Source organism: Membranihabitans marinus, assembly GCF_019802045.1.
Lineage (GTDB): Bacteria > Bacteroidota > Bacteroidia > Chitinophagales > Saprospiraceae > Membranihabitans > Membranihabitans marinus_A.
In genome coordinates, this window is record NZ_JAHVHU010000010.1 from 42,778 (window position 1) to 63,080 (window position 20,303).

At 43.8% G+C, this 20,303-nt stretch carries 11 protein-coding genes; 9 read left to right on the plus strand and 2 right to left on the minus strand.

Annotated elements, in window-relative coordinates:
* Nucleotides 1-67: 67 nt before the first annotated feature.
* The gene (locus KUV50_RS11405) at nt 68-1,057 is read left to right on the plus strand and encodes an aldo/keto reductase (protein WP_222580283.1); all 990 of its coding nucleotides are present in this window, start codon (nt 68-70) and stop codon (nt 1,055-1,057) included.
* A gap of 644 nt (nt 1,058-1,701) precedes the next feature.
* Here KUV50_RS11405 and KUV50_RS11410 read toward each other — a convergent pair.
* Nucleotides 1,702-3,102, minus strand: a complete 1,401-nt coding sequence (locus KUV50_RS11410) for a Gfo/Idh/MocA family protein (protein WP_222580284.1) — start codon at nt 3,100-3,102, stop codon at nt 1,702-1,704.
* A 428-nt stretch (nt 3,103-3,530) separates the two neighbouring features.
* On the opposite strand from KUV50_RS11410, the gene KUV50_RS11415 reads away from it, so the two are divergent.
* The 5 genes from KUV50_RS11415 to KUV50_RS11435 all read left to right on the plus strand — a co-directional run bounded on the left by KUV50_RS11415 (nt 3,531) and on the right by KUV50_RS11435 (nt 12,409).
* Nucleotides 3,531-4,244, plus strand: coding sequence for a DUF2064 domain-containing protein (locus KUV50_RS11415; protein ID WP_222580285.1), 714 nt, complete (start codon nt 3,531-3,533; stop codon nt 4,242-4,244).
* Nucleotides 4,245-4,360: 116 nt separating this feature from the next.
* Nucleotides 4,361-7,576, plus strand: coding sequence for a SusC/RagA family TonB-linked outer membrane protein (locus KUV50_RS11420; RefSeq protein ID WP_222580286.1), 3,216 nt, complete (start codon nt 4,361-4,363; stop codon nt 7,574-7,576).
* Between the two features lie 681 nt (nt 7,577-8,257).
* Nucleotides 8,258-9,865 carry a SusD/RagB family nutrient-binding outer membrane lipoprotein gene (locus KUV50_RS11425; protein WP_222580287.1) on the plus strand — a complete coding sequence of 536 codons (1,608 nt, stop codon included), beginning with the start codon at nt 8,258-8,260 and terminating at the stop codon, nt 9,863-9,865.
* Nucleotides 9,866-10,165: 300 nt separating this feature from the next.
* A complete protein-coding gene (locus KUV50_RS11430; RefSeq protein ID WP_222580288.1) occupies nt 10,166-11,194 on the plus strand; it encodes a nucleoside hydrolase in 1,029 nt (342 codons plus the stop codon).
* A 222-nt stretch (nt 11,195-11,416) separates the two neighbouring features.
* A complete protein-coding gene (locus KUV50_RS11435) occupies nt 11,417-12,409 on the plus strand; it encodes a phosphotransferase (protein ID WP_222580289.1) in 993 nt (330 codons plus the stop codon).
* A 27-nt stretch (nt 12,410-12,436) separates the two neighbouring features.
* Here KUV50_RS11435 and KUV50_RS11440 read toward each other — a convergent pair whose 3' ends face one another.
* The gene (locus KUV50_RS11440; protein WP_222580290.1) at nt 12,437-13,618 is read right to left on the minus strand and encodes a 6-bladed beta-propeller; all 1,182 of its coding nucleotides are present in this window, start codon (nt 13,616-13,618) and stop codon (nt 12,437-12,439) included.
* A gap of 473 nt (nt 13,619-14,091) precedes the next feature.
* On the opposite strand from KUV50_RS11440, the gene KUV50_RS11445 reads away from it, so the two are divergent.
* From KUV50_RS11445 to KUV50_RS11455, 3 genes are read left to right on the plus strand one after another with little or no spacing between them, the layout of a single operon-like run.
* On the plus strand, nt 14,092-15,273 hold the full coding sequence (locus tag KUV50_RS11445; RefSeq protein WP_222580291.1) for an IPT/TIG domain-containing protein: 1,182 nt from the start codon (nt 14,092-14,094) through the stop codon (nt 15,271-15,273).
* A complete protein-coding gene (locus tag KUV50_RS11450) occupies nt 15,270-18,329 on the plus strand; it encodes a SusC/RagA family TonB-linked outer membrane protein (RefSeq protein ID WP_222580292.1) in 3,060 nt (1,019 codons plus the stop codon). Before KUV50_RS11445 ends, KUV50_RS11450 begins: the two co-directional genes overlap by 4 nt.
* A gap of 3 nt (nt 18,330-18,332) precedes the next feature.
* Nucleotides 18,333-20,288, plus strand: coding sequence for a RagB/SusD family nutrient uptake outer membrane protein (locus tag KUV50_RS11455; RefSeq protein WP_222580293.1), 1,956 nt, complete (start codon nt 18,333-18,335; stop codon nt 20,286-20,288).
* Nucleotides 20,289-20,303 lie beyond the last annotated feature (15 nt).

Consider the following 20,303-nt stretch of genomic DNA (forward strand, 5'->3'; position numbering starts at 1 on the left):
TTCGGCCATCTGGAGTTGTGGTAAGGGTAATCGATTTTATTTTTGCATCAACCAAAAACTATCGACTATGAGCTATTCTGCGAGTAATTCCAGATACCATGAAATGATCTACAACCGGTGCGGAAACAGTGGGCTCAAATTGCCTGCGATCTCACTGGGCCTCTGGCACAACTTTGGAGATGTAGATGTCCGATCAAACTATGAGCAACTCCTTTTCAGGGCTTTTGACCTGGGAATTACACACTTTGATTTGGCAAACAACTACGGTCCACCTTATGGCAGCGCCGAACGCAATTTTGGAGACATTCTGGATCGTCATTTGCGAAAATATCGGGATGAGCTGATTATATCTTCCAAGGCCGGTTACGACATGTGGGAAGGCCCATATGGAGAATGGGGCAGTAAAAAATATCTCGTGGCCAGCCTGAATCAAAGTTTGAAACGATTGAAGCTGGATTATGTAGATATATTTTACCATCATCGACCCGATCCGGACACGCCTTTGTATGAAACGATGTCTGCACTTGATCTGATCGTACGTCAGGGTAAGGCGCTCTATGTGGGTATTTCAAATTATCCCCCAAAGCGGGCTCAAGAGGCTTTTGACATTCTGGAACGACTGGGGACACCTTGTCTGATCCATCAACCCAAATATTCAATGTTCGTCCGGGATCCGGAAGAGGGCCTCCTTGAAGTGCTGGATAAAAATGGCGTCGGATGCATTCCTTTCTCACCTCTGGCACAGGGGTTGTTAACCGATAAATACATACATGGAATTCCCCGGGATTCAAGAGCTTTCCGGGGTCATTTTTTGCAACCCGAACAAATCACGGATAATAAAATATCCAAAATCAAAGCGCTGAACAATATGGCACAGGAACGGGGTGAATCCCTGGCACAAATGGCGGTGAACTGGTTGCGAAAAGATGAACGAGTTACCTCGATTCTGATCGGTGCCAGCAAGGTCCAGCAAATCGAAGAAGCGGTAGCCGGGTTAAAATGTCCTGCCTTTAGTGAAGAAGAACTTCAAAAGATCGAAGCCATTCTGGATCAATGATAAGCTATTCTTTCTGGCCCATCCAAATCTTAACCATACTTATATATCTCATTTCTTCCGTCCCCAAGATGGACTCAAATATAACATAACTTTCTCCAGGGTCTCACGCCCCTGGCTATGACCTGTCATCCTTACGGGATTTTTCCTCGAGAAATTCTTATCATACATTGACAAACCGACCAACCTCATACGACAAACAACTTCGCCAAACCCCACAGCATGATCGAATAAAACCGTAAGGCACAAGGCTCAGTATGATAGAATGTAATCAGTCCTAAACTGATCTCAGGTACTAAATGTAACGGGGGTAAACAAACCAAATTAATTCTGTTTCGGTTGACTCCGAACTCCTAATCCCTAACCTGGACAAGCCAGAACCAAGCAATTGCTACCAGAGTTAGTGACAGACATCTTCTGCCATAGCAAGTGGGAATGGGGGTTGTCTGAAACTTTTGGGGGAGCCTGACGTCCAGGTGCCAAACACTATCCGCACACACAAGCCTGCACTGAAAGTGGCAGACACCAGCATCACCTCTTGCCAAAAATTGGCAGAAGTTGTTTCGTGAGATACCCAACAACAAAACGCCCCAACACCTAATAGCGAAGTTTACCTCCCGTTACGAAGTAGAGAGACGTCCTAACAATTACACTCGCTCCGGAATTACAAAAGGTTCCCGGTATGCTTCCCTGGATATCATCGCATTGGCTTCGTGATCATTTTTAAACCGCATACTTTGAGGATCAAACTCCAAAGTCCGGCCCAATTGATAGGATATATTTCCGAGATGCATCACCATACAAGAATGCACGCCATCCTTTATCTTAGCTTTAAGCATGGAAGGATCATTGGCACGGATGGAATCTATAAAGTTTTTATAGTTGTCAGCCAGACCACTGCCTGATGGTCCGGGGTCGCCATCTGTTCCCATATAGGTTTTCCATTCATCGACATTTTTGACCATGTAGCCCTTGGATCCAAAAAAGAGGTTTCCAATATTGTTTTTAGAACTCTTCATATAGCCGGTAGAATCAGTGGTATTATCACTCAATTGGATGTCTTGGTTGCTGTACCAGTGTCGTACTTCAAACTGCAACACTTTTTTCTTATCACCCTTTCCTTCCGGATTTGGAAATTCAAACATAGCCATGAGGTCATTGGGGGTATTCTGGGCATCATCAAACATAAAATGCCCGCCAACCGCAGAAATCTTCTCAGGCAACCCCACATTTAGCCCCCACCGTGCAATATCCAATTCATGGACGCCCTGATTCCCCATATCGCCATTGCCGTAGTCCCAGTTCCAGTGCCAGTTGTAGTGAAATCGATTGGGGTTGAAAGGTCGCTTTGGTGCAGGCCCCAACCACAAATCATAATCTACTTTAGACATATACTTTCGGGTGAAATTTCCTTGTGGATGGGTTTGACCAGCTCGTAAAGGCCCATCGGGATAGGTACCAATCGTGTCTCGTCTTTTGAAGCAGACACCTTTGGCCATGTAAACTTCGCCCAACTGTCCGGAATGCAAGAATTCTGCCGCAGAAATTGCGCAAGGATTGTTTCGTTGCTCCGCACCATCCTGGACAATCACATCGTACTTATCTGCCGCTTCCAGTAGTTTTTGTCCCTCGTAAATATTATAACAGGCTGGTTTTTCCACGGAAACATGCTTACCTGCCTGAATAGCCCATATCGCTGCCAATGCATGCCAATGATTGGGCGTCACGATCGACACCGCGTCAATGTTTTTATCTTCGAAAAGTTTTCGCATGTCGACATATGTTTTCGGTCGCTTGAGCCCCTTGCTGGTAAAATGTTTATCAATAACATCCTCAAACAAGTTTTCATCAACATCACAAATCGCAACCACCTCCACATTGTCCAGCTCATTATAGCTTTTGATGTGATTCTGCCCCATTCCACGGATACCAATCACCCCGACCCGGACACGATCGTTCGCTCCTCTACTTTGGGCATTAAGGATGAAAGGTACATTCATGGCAGCTGCTCCCACCATTGTATTTTTGATAAATTTTCTTCTTTTCATTGATCCGATTTTTATTTAAACAGCCAAGTTAATGAATTAATGCTATATGGGGATAAAAATTAATTTTCTATCTTGAAATAGGTTGGTTGCTCCTGTTTTACAACAAACTGCGCACCATATATCATACCCATAATGGGGCTAGCCCGCAAGTTCCATGGTCTTCGATGAATACAGTCAGGGGTGGATGTAGTCTCAGCCCGAACGTGGGTAAAGGAGAGACAGTCGACCGCTGCGCATGATAAGCGAAAAACTTTTTTCCGATAGAAGAACTCCTGCGAAAAGTATCAAGGATATTTTGGATTTTAACCATATGGCACACAGTATAAATAGGCTTTAGAGTAGATTGACATGGTGTATAAAGCACGTTAACCCATCAACAACGAAAAGCAAAATTCTTCTTCTGAGAATTTTACATTACTTTTATCCTGGTGAACATACATCGACAAAATAACTGCGGCGATACTGCCTTGATGGTTTTTTCCCTGTCATCGAAAAGAGAGGCAGAACGCAAAGCCCTTTTTGGTCCATATAAAAAAAGGCTGTCACGCAATTTATTTGAATTACTGATTGATCAAACCAAAACAATCACGAAAGCAAGTTGTGGCGATGTTGTCTGGATTGATGAGACCAAACAGCGGGGAAATACCTTTGCAGAGAGGTTCGGCAATGCTTTTAAAGATGTGTTTGCGCTTGGTTATGATAAGGTGCTAGCCATCGGCAATGATTGTCCAGAACTTACCACAGATATTCTGCTTCAAGGGATTGATCAACTGAACCACCAGGATCTGGTGCTGGGCCCATCCTCCGATGGCGGGATATATTTAATCGGCTTTTCCAAAGCTATTTTCAATGAACAACGGTTTTGCATGTTGCCTTGGATGTCTGACAACCTGTTTTCATCGATTATTCAGCAAGCCCGAGCCCGGAACATTGATTTTCACTGCTTCAGTCCGCTCTCAGATATAGATAAAAAATCAGCAGTCATACAATACGCAAAGAGAAATCCGGGAACCTTGATTTTCCGGCTCGTTTCCTCCTTTTTGATTTTTAATCATTCCTTCAACTTTGAAGACCAGACACTTTCAATTCACCCTTTCGCCGGACATCGCTATTTACTCCGTGCACCACCGGTTTACTGTTAAATGATCATTCCCTCCATATTTCATGGACCCACATAAATCTACCGGGTGGTATTTCCCGTATGTCATGGTATTACTGCTCTTTTAGTCATTGAAACCATTTAACAGGTACATATAAAATGAAGATTGTATTCCTTTCAATTTTTCAATTAATTGCTACGGCATCCATTTCACAACATACTTTAAGATCAGTGGTATTATCAACTGATTACAAACCAATTCCATATGCTACAGTGAATGAAATAGGAACCCAGAATTATACCATTACGGATGAATCCGGAAGTTTTAAACTAAAAGTCAACTCTGATGATTTCACCGTCCGGATCTCATCCATTGGGTACAAAACCCGGGACATCCGAGTCCAAAACAACAAAATATCAGACACGATTATTTTGCAAAATGCCCTCGAAACACTCGATGAAATTGTAGTTACTGCTCTGGGTATCGAACGGAATAAACAATCGCTGGTTTCCTCGGTTTCAGAGCTGAATTCTGAAGACTTAACTACAGTGCCATCCACCAACTTACTCAATAATTTATCCGGCCGGGTAGCCGGCGTTCAGGTTACAAATGGATCATCGGGCGTAGGATCTTCTTCCCGCATCGTGATTCGAGGTGAAAATTCACTTAGTGGAAGTAATCAACCGTTGTTCGTCGTCGATGGAATGCCGGTCAGTAACGAGTTGGTGACGAGCGACCTCACAAATGATGGTGCATTGCAGGAGGTGGATTACGGCAATGGCGGCGCGGAAATCAATCCCGATGACATCGCGTCCATATCCATCCTCAAAGGTGCCGGTTCTGCAGCGCTTTATGGAGCCCGTGCTGCAAATGGCGTCGTGCTGATCTCGACAAAAAAGGGTAAAAGAAGCAAGGGATTGGGAATAACCACCAGTAGCTCCATCACGGCCGAAACACCGTTAACCCTCCCCGACTATCAAAACACCTACGGTGGTGGATCCAACGGTCAATACGCTTTCGAGAATGGTCAGGGTGCCGGGGTGAACGATGGGGGGATCAGCAGTTATGGGCCCAGACTAGACCAGGGGATACAGATCCCGCAGTTTGACAGTCCATCCATAGACATCGAAGGAAATCCGGTACGCGCGGGTGATGTGATCGCCCGGACCTTACCAGATGGTTCATACACTCCCATTACGCCCACGCCCTGGGTATCCAGGCCCGATAATGTTCGCCATTTTCTTAATACTGGACTGACCTATCAAAACACCATTGCACTAAGCTCTACGGACGACAAAGGAAGCACCCGGATTTCGTACCACAATTTACGGAATGAAGGCATCCTGCCCAATACAGATCTTAAAAGAGACGGTCTGTCGATCAGCTTCAACCAAGATATCAATGAGCGACTAAACGTAATTGGTTTTTTAAACTACATCAACAGCAGAAGTAAAAACCGGCCCAACCTGGGTTATGGCTACGAAAATGTGATGTACGGATTCATATGGACCGGCCGGCAAACCGACATCCGATCATTGAAAAATTATTGGCAGGCTGGTCAGGAAGGGATCCAGCATTACGACTTTAATTATCTGTGGATAACCAATCCCTATCTGACCCTGTATGAAAACACCAACAGTTTCCATAAAAATCGAGTGCTGGGTAATGGTACCATATCGTATGACCTGACAGATAATCTAAGTTTGACCTACCGCTCAGGGTATGACACCTACAACGATAATCGGGCCTTCCGCAGAGCAGTGAGTACCAACGCCAATCCTCAGGGCTCCTACCGGGAAGACCAGGTAAAATTCAGTGAACTCAATATTAATGCGGACGTATCCTACCGGTCAGCCCCCGGAAATGTCTGGCGATACACCCTCACGACCGGCATCAATCGATTTGACCAAAAGATCGGCTATCAATATTCCGAAGCCTCCCAACTGGCAATTCCGGGCATCTATACGCTGTCCAATTCACGAACACCGCTGAAAGGAAACAGCCAGCGATTTCAAAAAAGGATCAACAGCGTCTATGCCACCGGAAATATCGCGATGCAAAATTCCTTGTATTTTGATCTAACCTTCCGAAATGACTGGAGCAGCACCCTCCCTGCGGACAACAACTCATTCGGATATTATTCTGCCGGAATGAGCTACATCGTTTCCAACCGGGTGAAACTTCCTAAATGGATGTCCTACTTAAAACTCCGCTTGAGTGCAGCCAGTGTAGGCAATGACACCGAGCCCTACCAAAACACCCAGACTTACCTATTTAATCAAAACTATGGCAGTCAATTTAAAGTGACCAATGAAACAGTGCTCAAAAATGCCGATTTAAAACCTGAACGGCTCAATGCGTATGAAGCCGGACTGGAATCGTGGTTCTTTCAGGATAAATTGCAGATTGATCTCGCGATATATCAAAATGTGAGCATCAATCAGATCATATCTCGCCCCATATCGGCGGCCGGCGGATTTCAGAATTACAATGTTAATGGTGGGGAGGTTCGCACTCGGGGATTGGAAACGATGCTGAGTGCAGAGACCATCAGATCAAATCATTTTAGTTGGTGGTCTTCCGTGAACTTTATGGCCTTTCATAGTCTGGTCACGCGGCTTCCGGAAGGGGTTGATCAATTCGTCACTGCCACAGCAAAAATTTTCGGAGGTGGTGGAGGGTCGAATACCGTTTTTTACATTGCACGTAAAAATGGCCAGGTAGGTGATATGTATGGGACCGGATTTGAGGAAAGGAATGGACAAATCGTTTATGGCTTGAACGGGCTACCGATCCAAGATGGGAACCTGAGGTTATTGGGTAATTACAATCCCGACTTTATCATGGGATTCAATAATAAAATCACTTATAAAAATATTGCATTGACCGTTTTGGTGGATTGGCGAAAGGGCGGAACGATCGTTTCTCGGACCAAAGCCATTGGAAGTACATCTGGTGTTCTGAAAGAGACCTTGAAGGGTCGGGAAAATGGCGTAGTGGGCGAAGGGATTGTGAACATCGGAACCAATGAGGCACCTCAGTATATTCCTAACAATAAATCGGTTAGCGCCAGTCTGTTCTATAATAACTTTTATGATCGGGGCAACGAAGCAACCGCTTTGTACGATGCCTCCTACCTCAAGTTGCGTGAGCTCAGTATTTTTTACATGCTCCCGGAAAGCATGGTGAAATCGATCGGTTTTGAAAAAATCCGGGTGGGATTCGTAGGAACCAATTTGCTATTATTTACAGAAAACCCGCATTTTGATCCAGAACTGAATGCCTTCCAGGATCGCAATATCGTCTATGGTGTCGAAGACATTTCCTATCCTTCGACCCGGAGTTTTGGCGTCAGTTTAAAAACTCAATTTTAAAACACAGATATGAAACATCAAATATATTATTTCCTGGTACATTCATGGAGAATATTCTCTTCTCCATTTAATTTCAAAAGGCTTTCCAGGTTCTTAAGCCAAAGTTTAATGGCCAGGCAACTCATCCCTAGCTTTACGGCTATCCGTCAGATCAAAAATACCCATTCGAATTTTGGTCCAAAACCAAGTATAGAACAAATTCTATATATAAACTCTCAATTTATAAAACTTGCTCAAGTGGATAGTACTAGTAAAGAGCACGCGTGGAACACGACTAATTGGACGGGTCGCCCGGAAAAAATGCGTGGGAGCGGGTGCCTGCCTGCGCGTGAGTATTCATTTTTTCTTGATTTTTGCTCTACTTTGCATCAAGGCAAAGTAGAAAAAGAAAATAAGCACCATCATCTAAATAGGTATACTCACTTAGCGTTTCATACACTAGCCTTTTGGAAACTAAATTGGTGGTATTTAGGGGTTCAGCAGCGTGTCCGACTCTGGCGTATATCCCTACGACCCTTTTGCTCCCCGCCGGCTACTATATCCCTAACCTTAGCTCGGCAATCCTTCCAATGGTTCAGATCAATCCGCTGGCTTACCAATCTGGTTCGGAAAAGGATTGGAAACCTAGCGGGGAGGATTAGCGAAAGAGCAAAGATTGCCCAGCCAGAATCTTATAGTATCATGAACTTTGTTCCACTTGCACTAGTGCACGCAGAACTAAGTCTCTATTGCTACCAATGTCTCCCGCAGATCACACAGATCAGCGCAGATATTACCACGTCATCGGCGTGGTTAGAGAGTAAATCAGCGAGAATCTGCGAAATCAGCGGGAAGCATAACTTTAGCTATTTAGTTCCCAGCGCACTAGTGCTTTTCTTCATTTTATTCTTGTCCAGTTGTACCAATGACTTTGATCAAATCAATGAAAACCCAAACACCCCGGAAAAAGTACACCCACAGTTTTTATTGACCAATGTGATTTTTGAAGCCGCAGACCAAAGTGCTTATAATCAGGGATTTCGTTTGGCCAATTTTCTGGCTCAGTTTGCGGCAAGTCCCGAGTTCGAGCGGATAGACCGGTATGAAATGGGAGGAAACAGCGCATACTGGAATACCATATTTCGATTACTTAGCGATATCCGTTCGATGCAGGAACTCGAAGGAACCAATGAGGCCTACCAGGCCGTAGGGGACATAATAAGTAGCTACCTCTTTTCACAACTCACCGACCTGTGGGGTGATGTACCGTACACAGAAGCCGTACAAGCCATCGACGGAAATTATGCTCCAAAATATGATACGCAGAAAAATATTTACACCGATCCCCAAACCGGCATTCTCGCTGTGCTAAAGCGGGCAGCGCACACCCTGAAAAACACCTCCTCCCCCATTGCCGGTGACATCCTGTTTGATAATAATTTGGATGGTTGGATACGATTTGCCAATTCACTCCGTTTGCGGTATCTGATGCGTATTAGCCATAGGCTTTCGGACTACTCTGAGATCCAAGAATTGGCTGAGTCGGATAAATTGATCTCATCCAACTCTCAAAATGCTGTAGTTCCATACCTCAGTTCAGCTCCAAATCAATGGCCAATGTCAGCATCGGCATTGGGACTTTACCAGGAACACCGGATGTCTAAAACGGTAGATTCTGTGCTGACTCTCTGGAATGATCCCCGGATTGCTGTTTTATACCAGCCAACCGAAAAAAGCACAACAAGTGGTCATCCCGAATATAAGGGCTTGCAAAATGGACAAACCCCTGAAACGATTAGCGAGAAAGGCATCAATCTCAGTGACATCTCCCTTTTTGGTTCTATATTCAGAGACATTCCCAATGGAGTAAATGCGCAGTTTATGCAGTATTCCGAAGTGCAATTTGCTCTGGCAGAAGCGGCTGAACGAGACTTTATCGAGGCAGATGCTGGGAAATATTACAAAGAAGGCATCCGCGCCAGTTTTGAGTATTATGGGCTGGAGGTCCCCAATGATTACTTTAATCAAACATCCGTAGCATTGAATGGTGAGAATAACCTGATCAAAATAATGACACAAAAATGGCTTTCACTGATAGGAATAGGTCATGAAGCCTGGTTCAATGTACGTCGAACCGGAATTCCAGAATTGAAGCCCGGGCCGGATAATCTGAACGAGGATCGGTATCCGGTCCGGTACCTCTATCCCGAATCCGAACAAGCCACCAATGCTGAAAATTATAAGGGAGCCGTGTCCCGAATGGGCGGGGATAATATCAACAATAAAGGATGGTGGGAACGATTCCAATAAAGCCATTGCAATGGTTTGACTGCAACAGGTTTGTGCACGATGCCACCGGTATTCACATGGGGTTGTGCTCTAATATTTTGGGTTCATCCTCAAATTTAATAATTTCAATATGGCAAGAAGTTGATAATATGTGGAAACTTAAAGACCTCAGCGAGATCAAAACTATGTTAGCAAAGGTGTTTGACCAAATGTCGACCTTCGCGAGGTCGCAATGAGTAAATTGAAATACTGCAGTACCTTCATAACCAGCCTAAGTTATTAGACCAGACCACCAATATCTAAAAATTTAAAACAACTTTTATGACCAAAAACAACTTATTAATTACAACATCTTTGGCCGGTTTCTTTTTTACCCTCCTTCTCGTGTGGCCGGCATCCGTCCACACTCAACCCGCCAATCCCTCCCCGGCCAAAACTAAAGTCTGGATTGATGCGGACCTGGCCGTAGGCATGAAGCGTCACCACAAACCAGGTTACAGCGATGTGGATGATGGTTATGCGGTGCTCCAACTTATGAAATCTCCGGTGGTGGACATTGTCGGGATAAGCACTGTTTTTGGGAACACCACGATTGATAATGCCTTTGCAATAGGCCAAAAAATGAGCAAGGAATTTTCCAGGAAAGAAGTACCTGTGTACAAAGGAGCCGGTGAACCTATTGATCTGAATGCAGTCCAAACCAATGATGCAGCAGAAGCGCTGCATAAGGCTCTCCAGGAAGAAAAATTAACCATTCTGGCAATTGGTCCCGCGACCAACATCGGTCTGCTGCTATTGAATTACCCGGAAATCAGTGATCAGATTGAAAAGATAGTCCTGGTGGCCGGCCGGCGAAAGCCCACCGATTATTTCAAAATTGGCACGCAGGGGAATCGAGCCCAAGACCTGAATTTTGATTTGGATAATACGGCATTTCGGGTACTTTTCGAAAACAAAGTGCCCATCGTGTTGTGTCCTTTTGAAATATCCAATAAGGTGTGGTTGAAGAAAAATGATCTGGATAGAATCAACAATGGCATGCCGGCCAATCGATGGCTTGCAGAGGCTTCTCGTCCTTGGCTTAAGCAATGGCTGAATCAGGGCGCTGAGGGCTTCAATCCCTTTGATGTGTTGGCCAGTCATTTTATCACCGCTCCCGGGGATTTGGTCTTTGAATCATTGAATGCAAGGTTGGAAATACATCCGGATGATACTGCCGGAGAATCTCAGGAAAGGACTTTCAAACAATACCTGATATGTGACAAGGGTCCGGGGTATCCGGTCCTCTATTGTTATGAGGTGACGGATGGCTATCACGAAAAATTGATCAGGAGCTTATTGAAACAATGATTAAGTATGATGCAGTACCCGAAGCCATTCATCTGATTTGAAAAATACAAAATAATTTCAATGCCTTACATGATAGGAACATTCAAAACAGACGCGTTTCCCGGTTCTTGAGACCGGTTGTGTTTAGCGTCCAAGAATTGTTATACAGGGAGTGTTTTTGCCCCGTCATGTTTGACGGAATTAAAAATGAATTTGTGCTTTAACTCTTAACATCAAGCAATTATGCAAATATTACAACCAACGATAAAACCCTTAGAAACCTATCTGAAAAATCAGGGATGGCTTCAGGATAACGAAACGATCGAAGGCGTTGAAAAACCTGGAGAGGGAAACATGAATTTCACCCTACGGATCATCACCAACCGTCGAAGCTTTATCATCAAACAAAGCCGGGATTTTGTGGAGAAATATCCCTCCGTCCCCGCCCCACCAGAGCGGGTCCAGCGAGAGGCAATGTTTTATAAATTGATCGGCACTGTTGATGCATTGAGTAGAATGATGCCCAGATTGATCGGGCTGGACACCATAAACAATGTGATGAATATGGAGGATCTGGGTGCTGGAAGGGACTTCACTTTTCTTTACCAGGAAAACCAGGTTTTGAACCAAAAGGATCTTTCGGCATTGATCCGATTCGTCACCACATTACATGGTTCGATTTCCAGGGAAAATACAGATCATTACATCTCCAATAAGGCTATGCGGGAGCTCAATCACGAGCACATTTTTGTATATCCTTATTTGGATGACAATGGTATAAATCTTGATGATATTCTGCCGGGTTTACAGAAAGTGGCTCATCGCGCAAAAGGGAACACCACACTTAAAAAGGAACTTAAAAAATTGGGGGCAATATATCTGGCGGATGGTGATCATCTATTACATGGTGATTATTTTCCTGGCAGTTGGTTAAGGACGAACGAAGGCATCCAGGTTATCGATCCCGAGTTTTGCTTTTTTGGGCCCGTTGAATTTGAAATCGGCGTGATGATTGCCCACTTAAAAATGGCTAATCAACCGGAAGAGATTATTGAGTCTGTCTTACTACAATATGGTGCTGTGATTGGTTTTGACCCCTGGTTGCAGCGTCGGTTTTCCAGCGCAGAAATCCTGCGTCGGATTTTAGGTCTGGCTCAGCTTCCATTGGCGATTGGCCTAGAGCGGAGGAAAGCGTTGGTGGAGGAAGCAGTGGAAGAAATGATAAGGAAAGAGTAAACGAGCACACACAATAACGTTCACTAACTACCATTTCCAGCGTCCTGTAATCAGCAACGGATTACTGTTGATATCCAAACTGGCTTGCAACGCCTGCACCTGGGCAGCTTTATCAGGTTCCGGGTTGGTATTTAAAAAGTCCTCACATTTTTCCAGGATATCATTGATAGGGATACTGATGTAAAAAGAATTAATCCCACTAACTCTGAAGTAATGTTCACTAAGGTTTAGTTCCAGACCTTGAAAATTAAAGGAAATGGTATCAAATTTTTCAATTTCATTAATTCCGGCATGATATCTAAATAAAAATTGATCCATGGGTTTGCTTGTCACGACGACAGGGCCATCTGTGATTCGTTCCTCTTGAACCATATGCAGTATAGCATTTCGATGAAGATCCAGTCCCTTCAGATATATATGCTGGATCGTTTCTTTCTTTCCAAAATTGGAATATTTTTTCTTTTTAAATGCGATCAAGGGGTGATCAATAACACCACGAATCTCGAAGATCGTATCCGTATCTGATGGCTGAAAGATAATCCGGTTTTTATGATCTATCTGTAAAAACGGTGAAGAACTTGTATTACTATGCGTGTAGTGAGTGGTATCCCAGGATTTCCCATCCAGTAGGTGACCTTCGGGAGATAGGTAGTAATATTGATAAGGAAAAATACGGTTGACGTGCCGGATGGCGAAAATGGAATCCTTATTCAGTACAATCATCTCCTGTAAAGATCCATTCGTCTCCGTGCTAAACGCGTCTTCTACCTGCCGGCGGTCGAGATAATATCGAATCAATTTACTGTTGTAAGGATTGTAGGTATAGATCCTATTGTTTGTTTCATCGATCGCCCAACGATTACTGTCCCAGTATTCATCAGCACCTATGCCGGTCCGCTTCATGCTTCCCAGGAAGTGCCCCTGCCGGTTAAAAAGCAATGCTCGCACTCCACTCAGGCACAGAATGTAATTCTCAGAAAATTCGGCGCGAATTGATCTTAGGATCGATTCAGGAGTCGTTTCCAGTTGAATGACTTCCAGGTGATCCGCCAGATCGTCGAGCTGAGCATTTTTGAATTCGATATCCCGGGTTAAATCCAGAGTAATCAAGGTAGGGCTGGGTTCAAAATCAGCATTTCTAGAATCAATACACGACTGCAAAATCCCTGTTAAAGTCAAAAGAATTACCGAATACATTTTAAATTCCATACTTGTAATATTAACTTCCATCTCAGACCAAGTCTGTTTCTATTCATTTCCAATCGATGAGCGCTCAATTTAGAATAAGTTTTTCTTAATACGCTCATGGCAACCCATTGACACTCATCGCCTATCGCTTTACTTGGGATTATACAATTTATAATATTTTCAAAACAGCTGGAAAATTTCTAAATAATTTGTTACATTTACCCGGCATATTGTGAAAAGCCTAATATGTATTTTCAACCATTTATATTCTCTAAAGCACAATCAAAGTTCTATACATTTATATGACTATACTTACGTTACGCCATTAATAATTACACGCCAACTGCTGACATTCACCACAGCGGTACTGATAAACAATTAATCATATGACTCTTTCAGTTAGATTTAAACTTTTATTTTGGCTTTCATTGGGGTTAATTTTCGCTTGTGACAGTGAAGAAAATCCGATAAAAGTAAAGCCATACGACCCATCCATGCCGGTTACATTTGATTCGTTTTTACCGGATTCAGGAGGTATTGCGACAAAGATGGTTTTGTTTGGCAAAAATTTCGGTAACGATCCCTCCCTGATTAATGTCTACTTCAATAAAAAGAAAGCTACAGTGGTCGGGGTGTCCGATGACATTATGTATGTATTAACTCCCCGACAACCCGGAGAACTGAGTGATATATCAATCGTGATCGGTACAGATAGTGTAGTCTGTGCGGAAAAACAGTTCAAGTATTTGCTTTCGACCAACGTGCTCCCTTATGCGGGTGTAGTCGATGCCAATGGGAACGGAGGGTTCAAAGATGGCCCGATCGGAGAAGCCATGTTTGAATCACCACGCTTTATTCATTGCGACTTAGATGATAATCTATTTATTTCAGATAATGAAAACAGAGTCAGACTTGTATCTCCGCAACTGGGCCAGGTCATCACATTGGCTGACAACATTGCCCGGCCGGTCGGAGGATGTACCTCGACGGATGGAGAAAGGGTATATATCGGTGCTTATGTATGGAAAGCCAGCGCTAATGACCGACGGGTGTATTGCTTTGATCCAGAACGTCAATGGAATCCTTATGTTATTCCAACCGGTATTCCTGCTTCCGATGTGGATTGGGTTTCATCGATCGCGATAGACGAAGATGATGTAATTTACTTCGGTGCTGAAAACGGACATTTATTTAAAGTAGACACCAAAAATGATCAATGGGACTATCTTCATCAGAATGCAACCAGGAATGGAGACTATGTATATGTAGCTTATTCACAGATTGATCGGCGTGTTTATGTAGCTACCAGGGATGAGAGCAAGATCTACTACTATGATCTTAAAACCGGTGAGTTCAACTATCTCGCGGGATCTTCCAAAGGGCACAATGACGGTCCTGGTGATGAAGCTCAGTTTAATACTATTGGTCAAATCGCCGTTGATTTGGATGGCAACCTTATCGTAGCAGACCGATTTAATCATGTGGTGCGAATGGTGCGCCCCGATGGATTCACAAGTACGTTAGCGGGCCAACCTGGGACAGCAGGGTACTTAAATGGTCTTCCAGAGAACGCGTTGTTCCATGAGCCATATGGTGTTTGCGTGAGTCCGACCACTGGTGCCATTTACGTGAGTGATAAGAATAATTATAGAATCCGAAAAATTGTAATTGAATGAAATATGTATGCATCATAATGTGCGCGCTCTTCCTGGCAGGATGTCCCCTTCACACATGGGGTCAGAACGAAGAGCTGAAAATAACCGGTGTCGTAACGGATGAAAACAATGAAACACTTCCCGGCGTCAATATTTATATTAAGAACATGCCCGGTGTCGGAGTCTCCTCAGATATGGATGGTGGGTATCAGATCAATGTAGCTAAGAACAGCACCCTGGTGTTTTCGTATATAGGATTCAAAACCCAAGAACATTTGATTACAGGTGAAACCAATCTCCTGGATGTACAACTGACGGTGGATTCAGGCTCCGAACTGGAAGAAATTGTTGTGGTAGGACACGGACATCAAAGAAAGGCGAGTGTCATTGGTTCCATATCAACGATGGAAACCAAAGAACTGCGAACCCCTTCCTCGTCCATTACAAATACATTTGCAGGTCGAGTAGCTGGAATCATCTCCGTACAAAGAAGCGGCGAACCGGGCAATGATTTTTCTCAATTCTGGATTCGTGGAATCAGCACATTCGGAGCCAGCCAAAGTGCGCTCATTCTTATTGACGGCGTTGAGCGGGCCGGAATAAACCAAATCGATCCGGAAGATATTGAAAGCTTTTCTGTACTCAAAGACGCATCGGCTACAGCCGTGTATGGAGTCCGGGGAGCCAACGGAGTGGTTCTGATCACTACAAAAAAAGGTTCTGCGGGAAAGCTTTCAATCAGATTGAAGAATTATGCCACATTATCCTCTTCGCCTAGAATGCCGGAATATTTGGAAGCATATGATTATGCCCTACTGGCCAATGAAGCACGAGAAGTTCGGGGACTGGACCCGATCTATGATGATATTGAACTCAATATCATAAACCGAAATCTCGATCCTGACCTATACCCCAACGTCAGTTGGCAGGATGAAATATTAAAGAAACAGACCTTGGACAGAAATCACTACCTAAATATTTCTGGAGGAGGAGATGAAGCTCGGTATTTTTTAAGTGCCGGGACCTATTCTTCTGACGCTTTGTATAAAGAAAACAGTCTAGCAGATTATCATACCAATGTAAAGTACAATCGACATACATTCCGCTCCAATCTAGACATCAATGTGACCAATTCCACAGTTATTTCGTTGGGGGTCGATGGGTATATGACGACACAAAATCGTCCAGGAATCGGCGAAACATCTAAAATATGGGAAGCACAGGCTAACCTGACACCACTGACTGTGCCCATTCAATATTCGTCCGGGCAATTTCCAGCCTATGGAAAATCACAAAATGAAATGTCACCCGCCGTATTATTGAACCACACCGGTTATCTTACGGATCATAGAAGTGCTGTTCAATCCAACATCAACCTGAAGCAGGATCTGTCCAACTGGGTTGATGGTCTATCCGCCCGCGTGCTTTATTCTTTTGACACGTATTCAACGCATATCGTAAAAAGAGAGAAAGCACCAGATCTATATTACGCAAACAAACGAAAGCCCAATGGAGATCTCGATTTAGAACTCAATGTTAACCAAAAGTCTCTTGAAATATCCACGGCTTCATTGACCAACCGAAAATATTACCTGGAAGGGGCAATTGATTATAGTAAGTTTATCGCGAATCGTCACCGTATCGGCGGCCTGTTACACTATTTCCATCAGGAATACAACTCCACCGAATTCACCGGCACCAATGCCATTCCACAGCGAAACCAAGGTCTATCTGGTAGAATGACTTATGCGTTTGATGATACCTACTACGTCGAAGGCAACTTTGGGTATACCGGTTCTGAAAATTTTAAACGCGGTGAACAATTTGGTTTCTTTCCTTCCATTGCAGTGGGGTGGGTTCCGACTTTTTATGACTGGATGAAAGAACACGCGCCCATTATATCATTGCTTAAATTTAGATACTCCTATGGTACGGCCGGAAATGATAAAATATCCAATTACAGATTCCCCTATTTCACATTTGTGCAGGAAGGAGCTGCGGCAGGTTGGGCCGGATCCAACGGAATCACGGAAACGAATCTGGGCGCAGATAATCTGAGATGGGAAAAAGCCATTAAAAACAACCTTGGTATAGAGATCACTTTAGATGACCGTCTTTCTTTTGTTTTTGATATCTTTAAGGACCGTCGTGAAGGAATTTTCCAGGAACGGACCAACTTACCGGAAACCGTTGGGAACATTGCCCAACCCTGGGGAAATGTAGGAACCATGGTCAGTAAAGGAATTGATGGTACGGCCTCTCTGACCCAACCATTGGGAGAAAAAGCCTGGGCAACTGTACGAGGTAACTTCACCTTTGCACACAACAAAGTAGAGTATTGGGAAGAACCCCCGTTCAAATACCCTTATAAAGCCAAGGCCGGGCATATATACAATTCCCATACCGGATTAATTGCATTGGGGCTGTTTGAGGATGAGGAAGAAATTCTCAGTAGTCCATCGCAGTTCGGTACTGTATTACCGGGAGATATAAAATACAAAGATGTCAATGGCGATGGGAAGGTAGACTCAGAAGATTACGTTTATTTCGACTATTCAGATGTACCTCAGATTACGTATGGGGTAGCTGGTGAAGTGGGCTACAAGGACTGGACATTGAGTATGTTTTTTCAGGGCGCAGGACGATCCAAATTCATCTATAGCGGATCCAATTATTTTCCATACAGTGGTGGTGATATTGGAAATATCTTGTCAATCGTAAACGATCCTTTGAACAGATGGACACCGGCGAGTTACTCCGGCACGCCAACCACGGAAGTACCCAATGCTCGCTTTCCACGATTGAGTTACGGATCATTTGCGAACAATACCCAACCCTCAACGTACTGGTTGGCCAGCAATGATTATGTTCGGTTAAAAAACGTTGAATTAGCCTACCGCATCAAAGCTGATTTTTTACGAAAAGTAGCTCTCAGTCATGTAGACATCTCTGTAATCGGTGACAATTTAATAGTGTGGGATAATGTCAAACTATGGGATCCTGAACAGGCATCAAGCAACGGAACGGCATATCCGATTCAGCGTAAATTCACTCTCAATCTGATTTTAAATTTTTAATAAATGAAACGATTTATACTAACCCTATCATTTGGTCTGATACTGTTATTCAATTTTTCGTGCAACTATCTGAATGTTGATCCCTACTTCTTAGATACTTTCAGTATTGATACCGTGTTTGCCAGAAAACATTTTGTAGAAGGTTATCTTTGGAACACAGCCTCCTACATCATGCCAGAAGCGGGTTCTCATACTTCGACGGATGTGTACCCTTATTTCACAGGATCCGATGATGCTTTCTGGACCTACAAAAGAGGAACCTTCCCTCAAAACTTCTTCTCTGCCAATGAATTGGATGCATCTTCGGGTGAGTTTAAGCACTGGAACCATTTTTACATCGGAATTCGAAAAGCCAATACAATCATGGCTCGACTAGATGAAGTGCAGGATGCCACAGCTATTGAAAAACGAGAAATCCTTGGGTTGGCCCTATTTTTAAGAGGCTATTTTTATTTAAAACTCGTAGAGCAATATGGTCCAGTAGTCATTACCCCAGACCAACCACAATCGTATGATCTTTCTTTGGATGAATTGGCTCTACCACGCAGCACCTATGATGAATGTGTAGAGTACATTGTCGATGATTTTATGGAAGCAGCGAAGATATTGCCGGAAAGACAAATTGATGCCTACTGGATGCGCCCCACAAAGGGAGCTGCACTGGCATTAGCTTCTCGTTTAAGACTTTATGCAGCGAGTCCTTTGTTTAATGGAAACAGTCAATTCTATTCTAACTGGACCACCCAGGAAGGCGATCATTTTATCAGTCAAACTGAAGACAACCAAAAATGGGCGCAAGCAGCTGTAGCCGCATTGCGTGTGATTGAACTTGGTGAAACGGGACTGTATTCTCTGCATACCAAGCCCTGGAAAACAAACTCGCCTGTATTGGCTCCGAATGTGCCCACTGCTGATTTTCCAAACGGAGCGGGAGGGATCGATGTTTATCACTCCTACAGCGACATGTTCAACAGTGAAACCTTGATGTACAAAAACCCTGAGTGTATCTGGGGCGACAATTCTGAAAGTGCAGCATTGCATCGAATTGTTCAGGGCACCCACCCTTTGTTTGTCTATGGTTGGAATGGATTGAACGCACCTCAAAAATTGATCGACGCTTACTATATGCGGGATGGAAGTACAATCGATCAACCGAAGCTTCCGGAATATCAGTATTCTGAGACTGGATATACAGAACATGAAGAAAATTTTTCAAACTACACACTGGCCGCTGGAACTTTCAATATGTATGCCAACCGGGAATATCGGTTTTATGCCACGATTATGTTTAGCGGAGCGAAGTTCTATGGTTTGAGTACTTCCGGAGGTTCTGCATACAACAACTTCCTGGTTAATTATGCTGCAGATGGCAATGCCGGTTCTATCGTAGGATCAGATCCGGACGATCGCCTGGTTACCGGGTATACTTTTAGAAAATACACGCACCCTGACGATAATTTTTTCTTTGGATCCGTCTCCGATAAATCTTTTGCACGGATCAGGTATGCCGAAATACTATTAAATTATGTGGAAGCTTTGAATGAGTTGACCGGAAGCTACACCATCGATGGATACACCGTAGCACGTGATCCGGAATTGATTAAAAAATACTTTAATATGGTCCGTTACCGCGCTGGATTACCGGGATTATCCGATGCTGAAGTATCCGATCCTGAATTGCTTCGGGAAATTATACGTAGAGAGCGCTATATAGAATTCGCACTCGAAGGCCGAAGATACCACGATCAACGTCGGTTAAAAAAGCTGGAAGAAGATTATGAGCCATTTGAAGGGATGAATGTACGCGCCGTTCGCGCCCAACCCGATCAATTTTTTACCAGAGTCCGGGTCAATGATTCGAATGTCAGACGAAATTACGATCGAAGGTTGTACTTTTTCCCAATCCCAACCTCCGATCTCGATAAAAACCCAAATTTGATCCAAAACCCTGGTTGGTAATCCATCTAAACGTGT

What these genes read in the sequence shown, in the direction of transcription:
- KUV50_RS11430 (WP_222580288.1), top strand. Translation starts at nt 10,166, where the DNA reads ATGACCAAAAACAACTTATTAATTACAACATCTTTGGCCGGTTTCTTT.
- KUV50_RS11410 (WP_222580284.1), bottom strand. Translation starts at nt 3,102, where the DNA reads ATGAAAAGAAGAAAATTTATCAAAAATACAATGGTGGGAGCAGCTGCC.
- KUV50_RS11425 (WP_222580287.1), top strand. Translation starts at nt 8,258, where the DNA reads ATGAACTTTGTTCCACTTGCACTAGTGCACGCAGAACTAAGTCTCTAT.
- KUV50_RS11420 (WP_222580286.1), top strand. Translation starts at nt 4,361, where the DNA reads ATGAAGATTGTATTCCTTTCAATTTTTCAATTAATTGCTACGGCATCC.
- KUV50_RS11435 (WP_222580289.1), top strand. Translation starts at nt 11,417, where the DNA reads ATGCAAATATTACAACCAACGATAAAACCCTTAGAAACCTATCTGAAA.
- KUV50_RS11440 (WP_222580290.1), bottom strand. Translation starts at nt 13,618, where the DNA reads ATGGAATTTAAAATGTATTCGGTAATTCTTTTGACTTTAACAGGGATT.
- KUV50_RS11405 (WP_222580283.1), top strand. Translation starts at nt 68, where the DNA reads ATGAGCTATTCTGCGAGTAATTCCAGATACCATGAAATGATCTACAAC.
- KUV50_RS11445 (WP_222580291.1), top strand. Translation starts at nt 14,092, where the DNA reads ATGCCGGTTACATTTGATTCGTTTTTACCGGATTCAGGAGGTATTGCG.
- KUV50_RS11455 (WP_222580293.1), top strand. Translation starts at nt 18,333, where the DNA reads ATGAAACGATTTATACTAACCCTATCATTTGGTCTGATACTGTTATTC.
- KUV50_RS11450 (WP_222580292.1), top strand. Translation starts at nt 15,270, where the DNA reads ATGAAATATGTATGCATCATAATGTGCGCGCTCTTCCTGGCAGGATGT.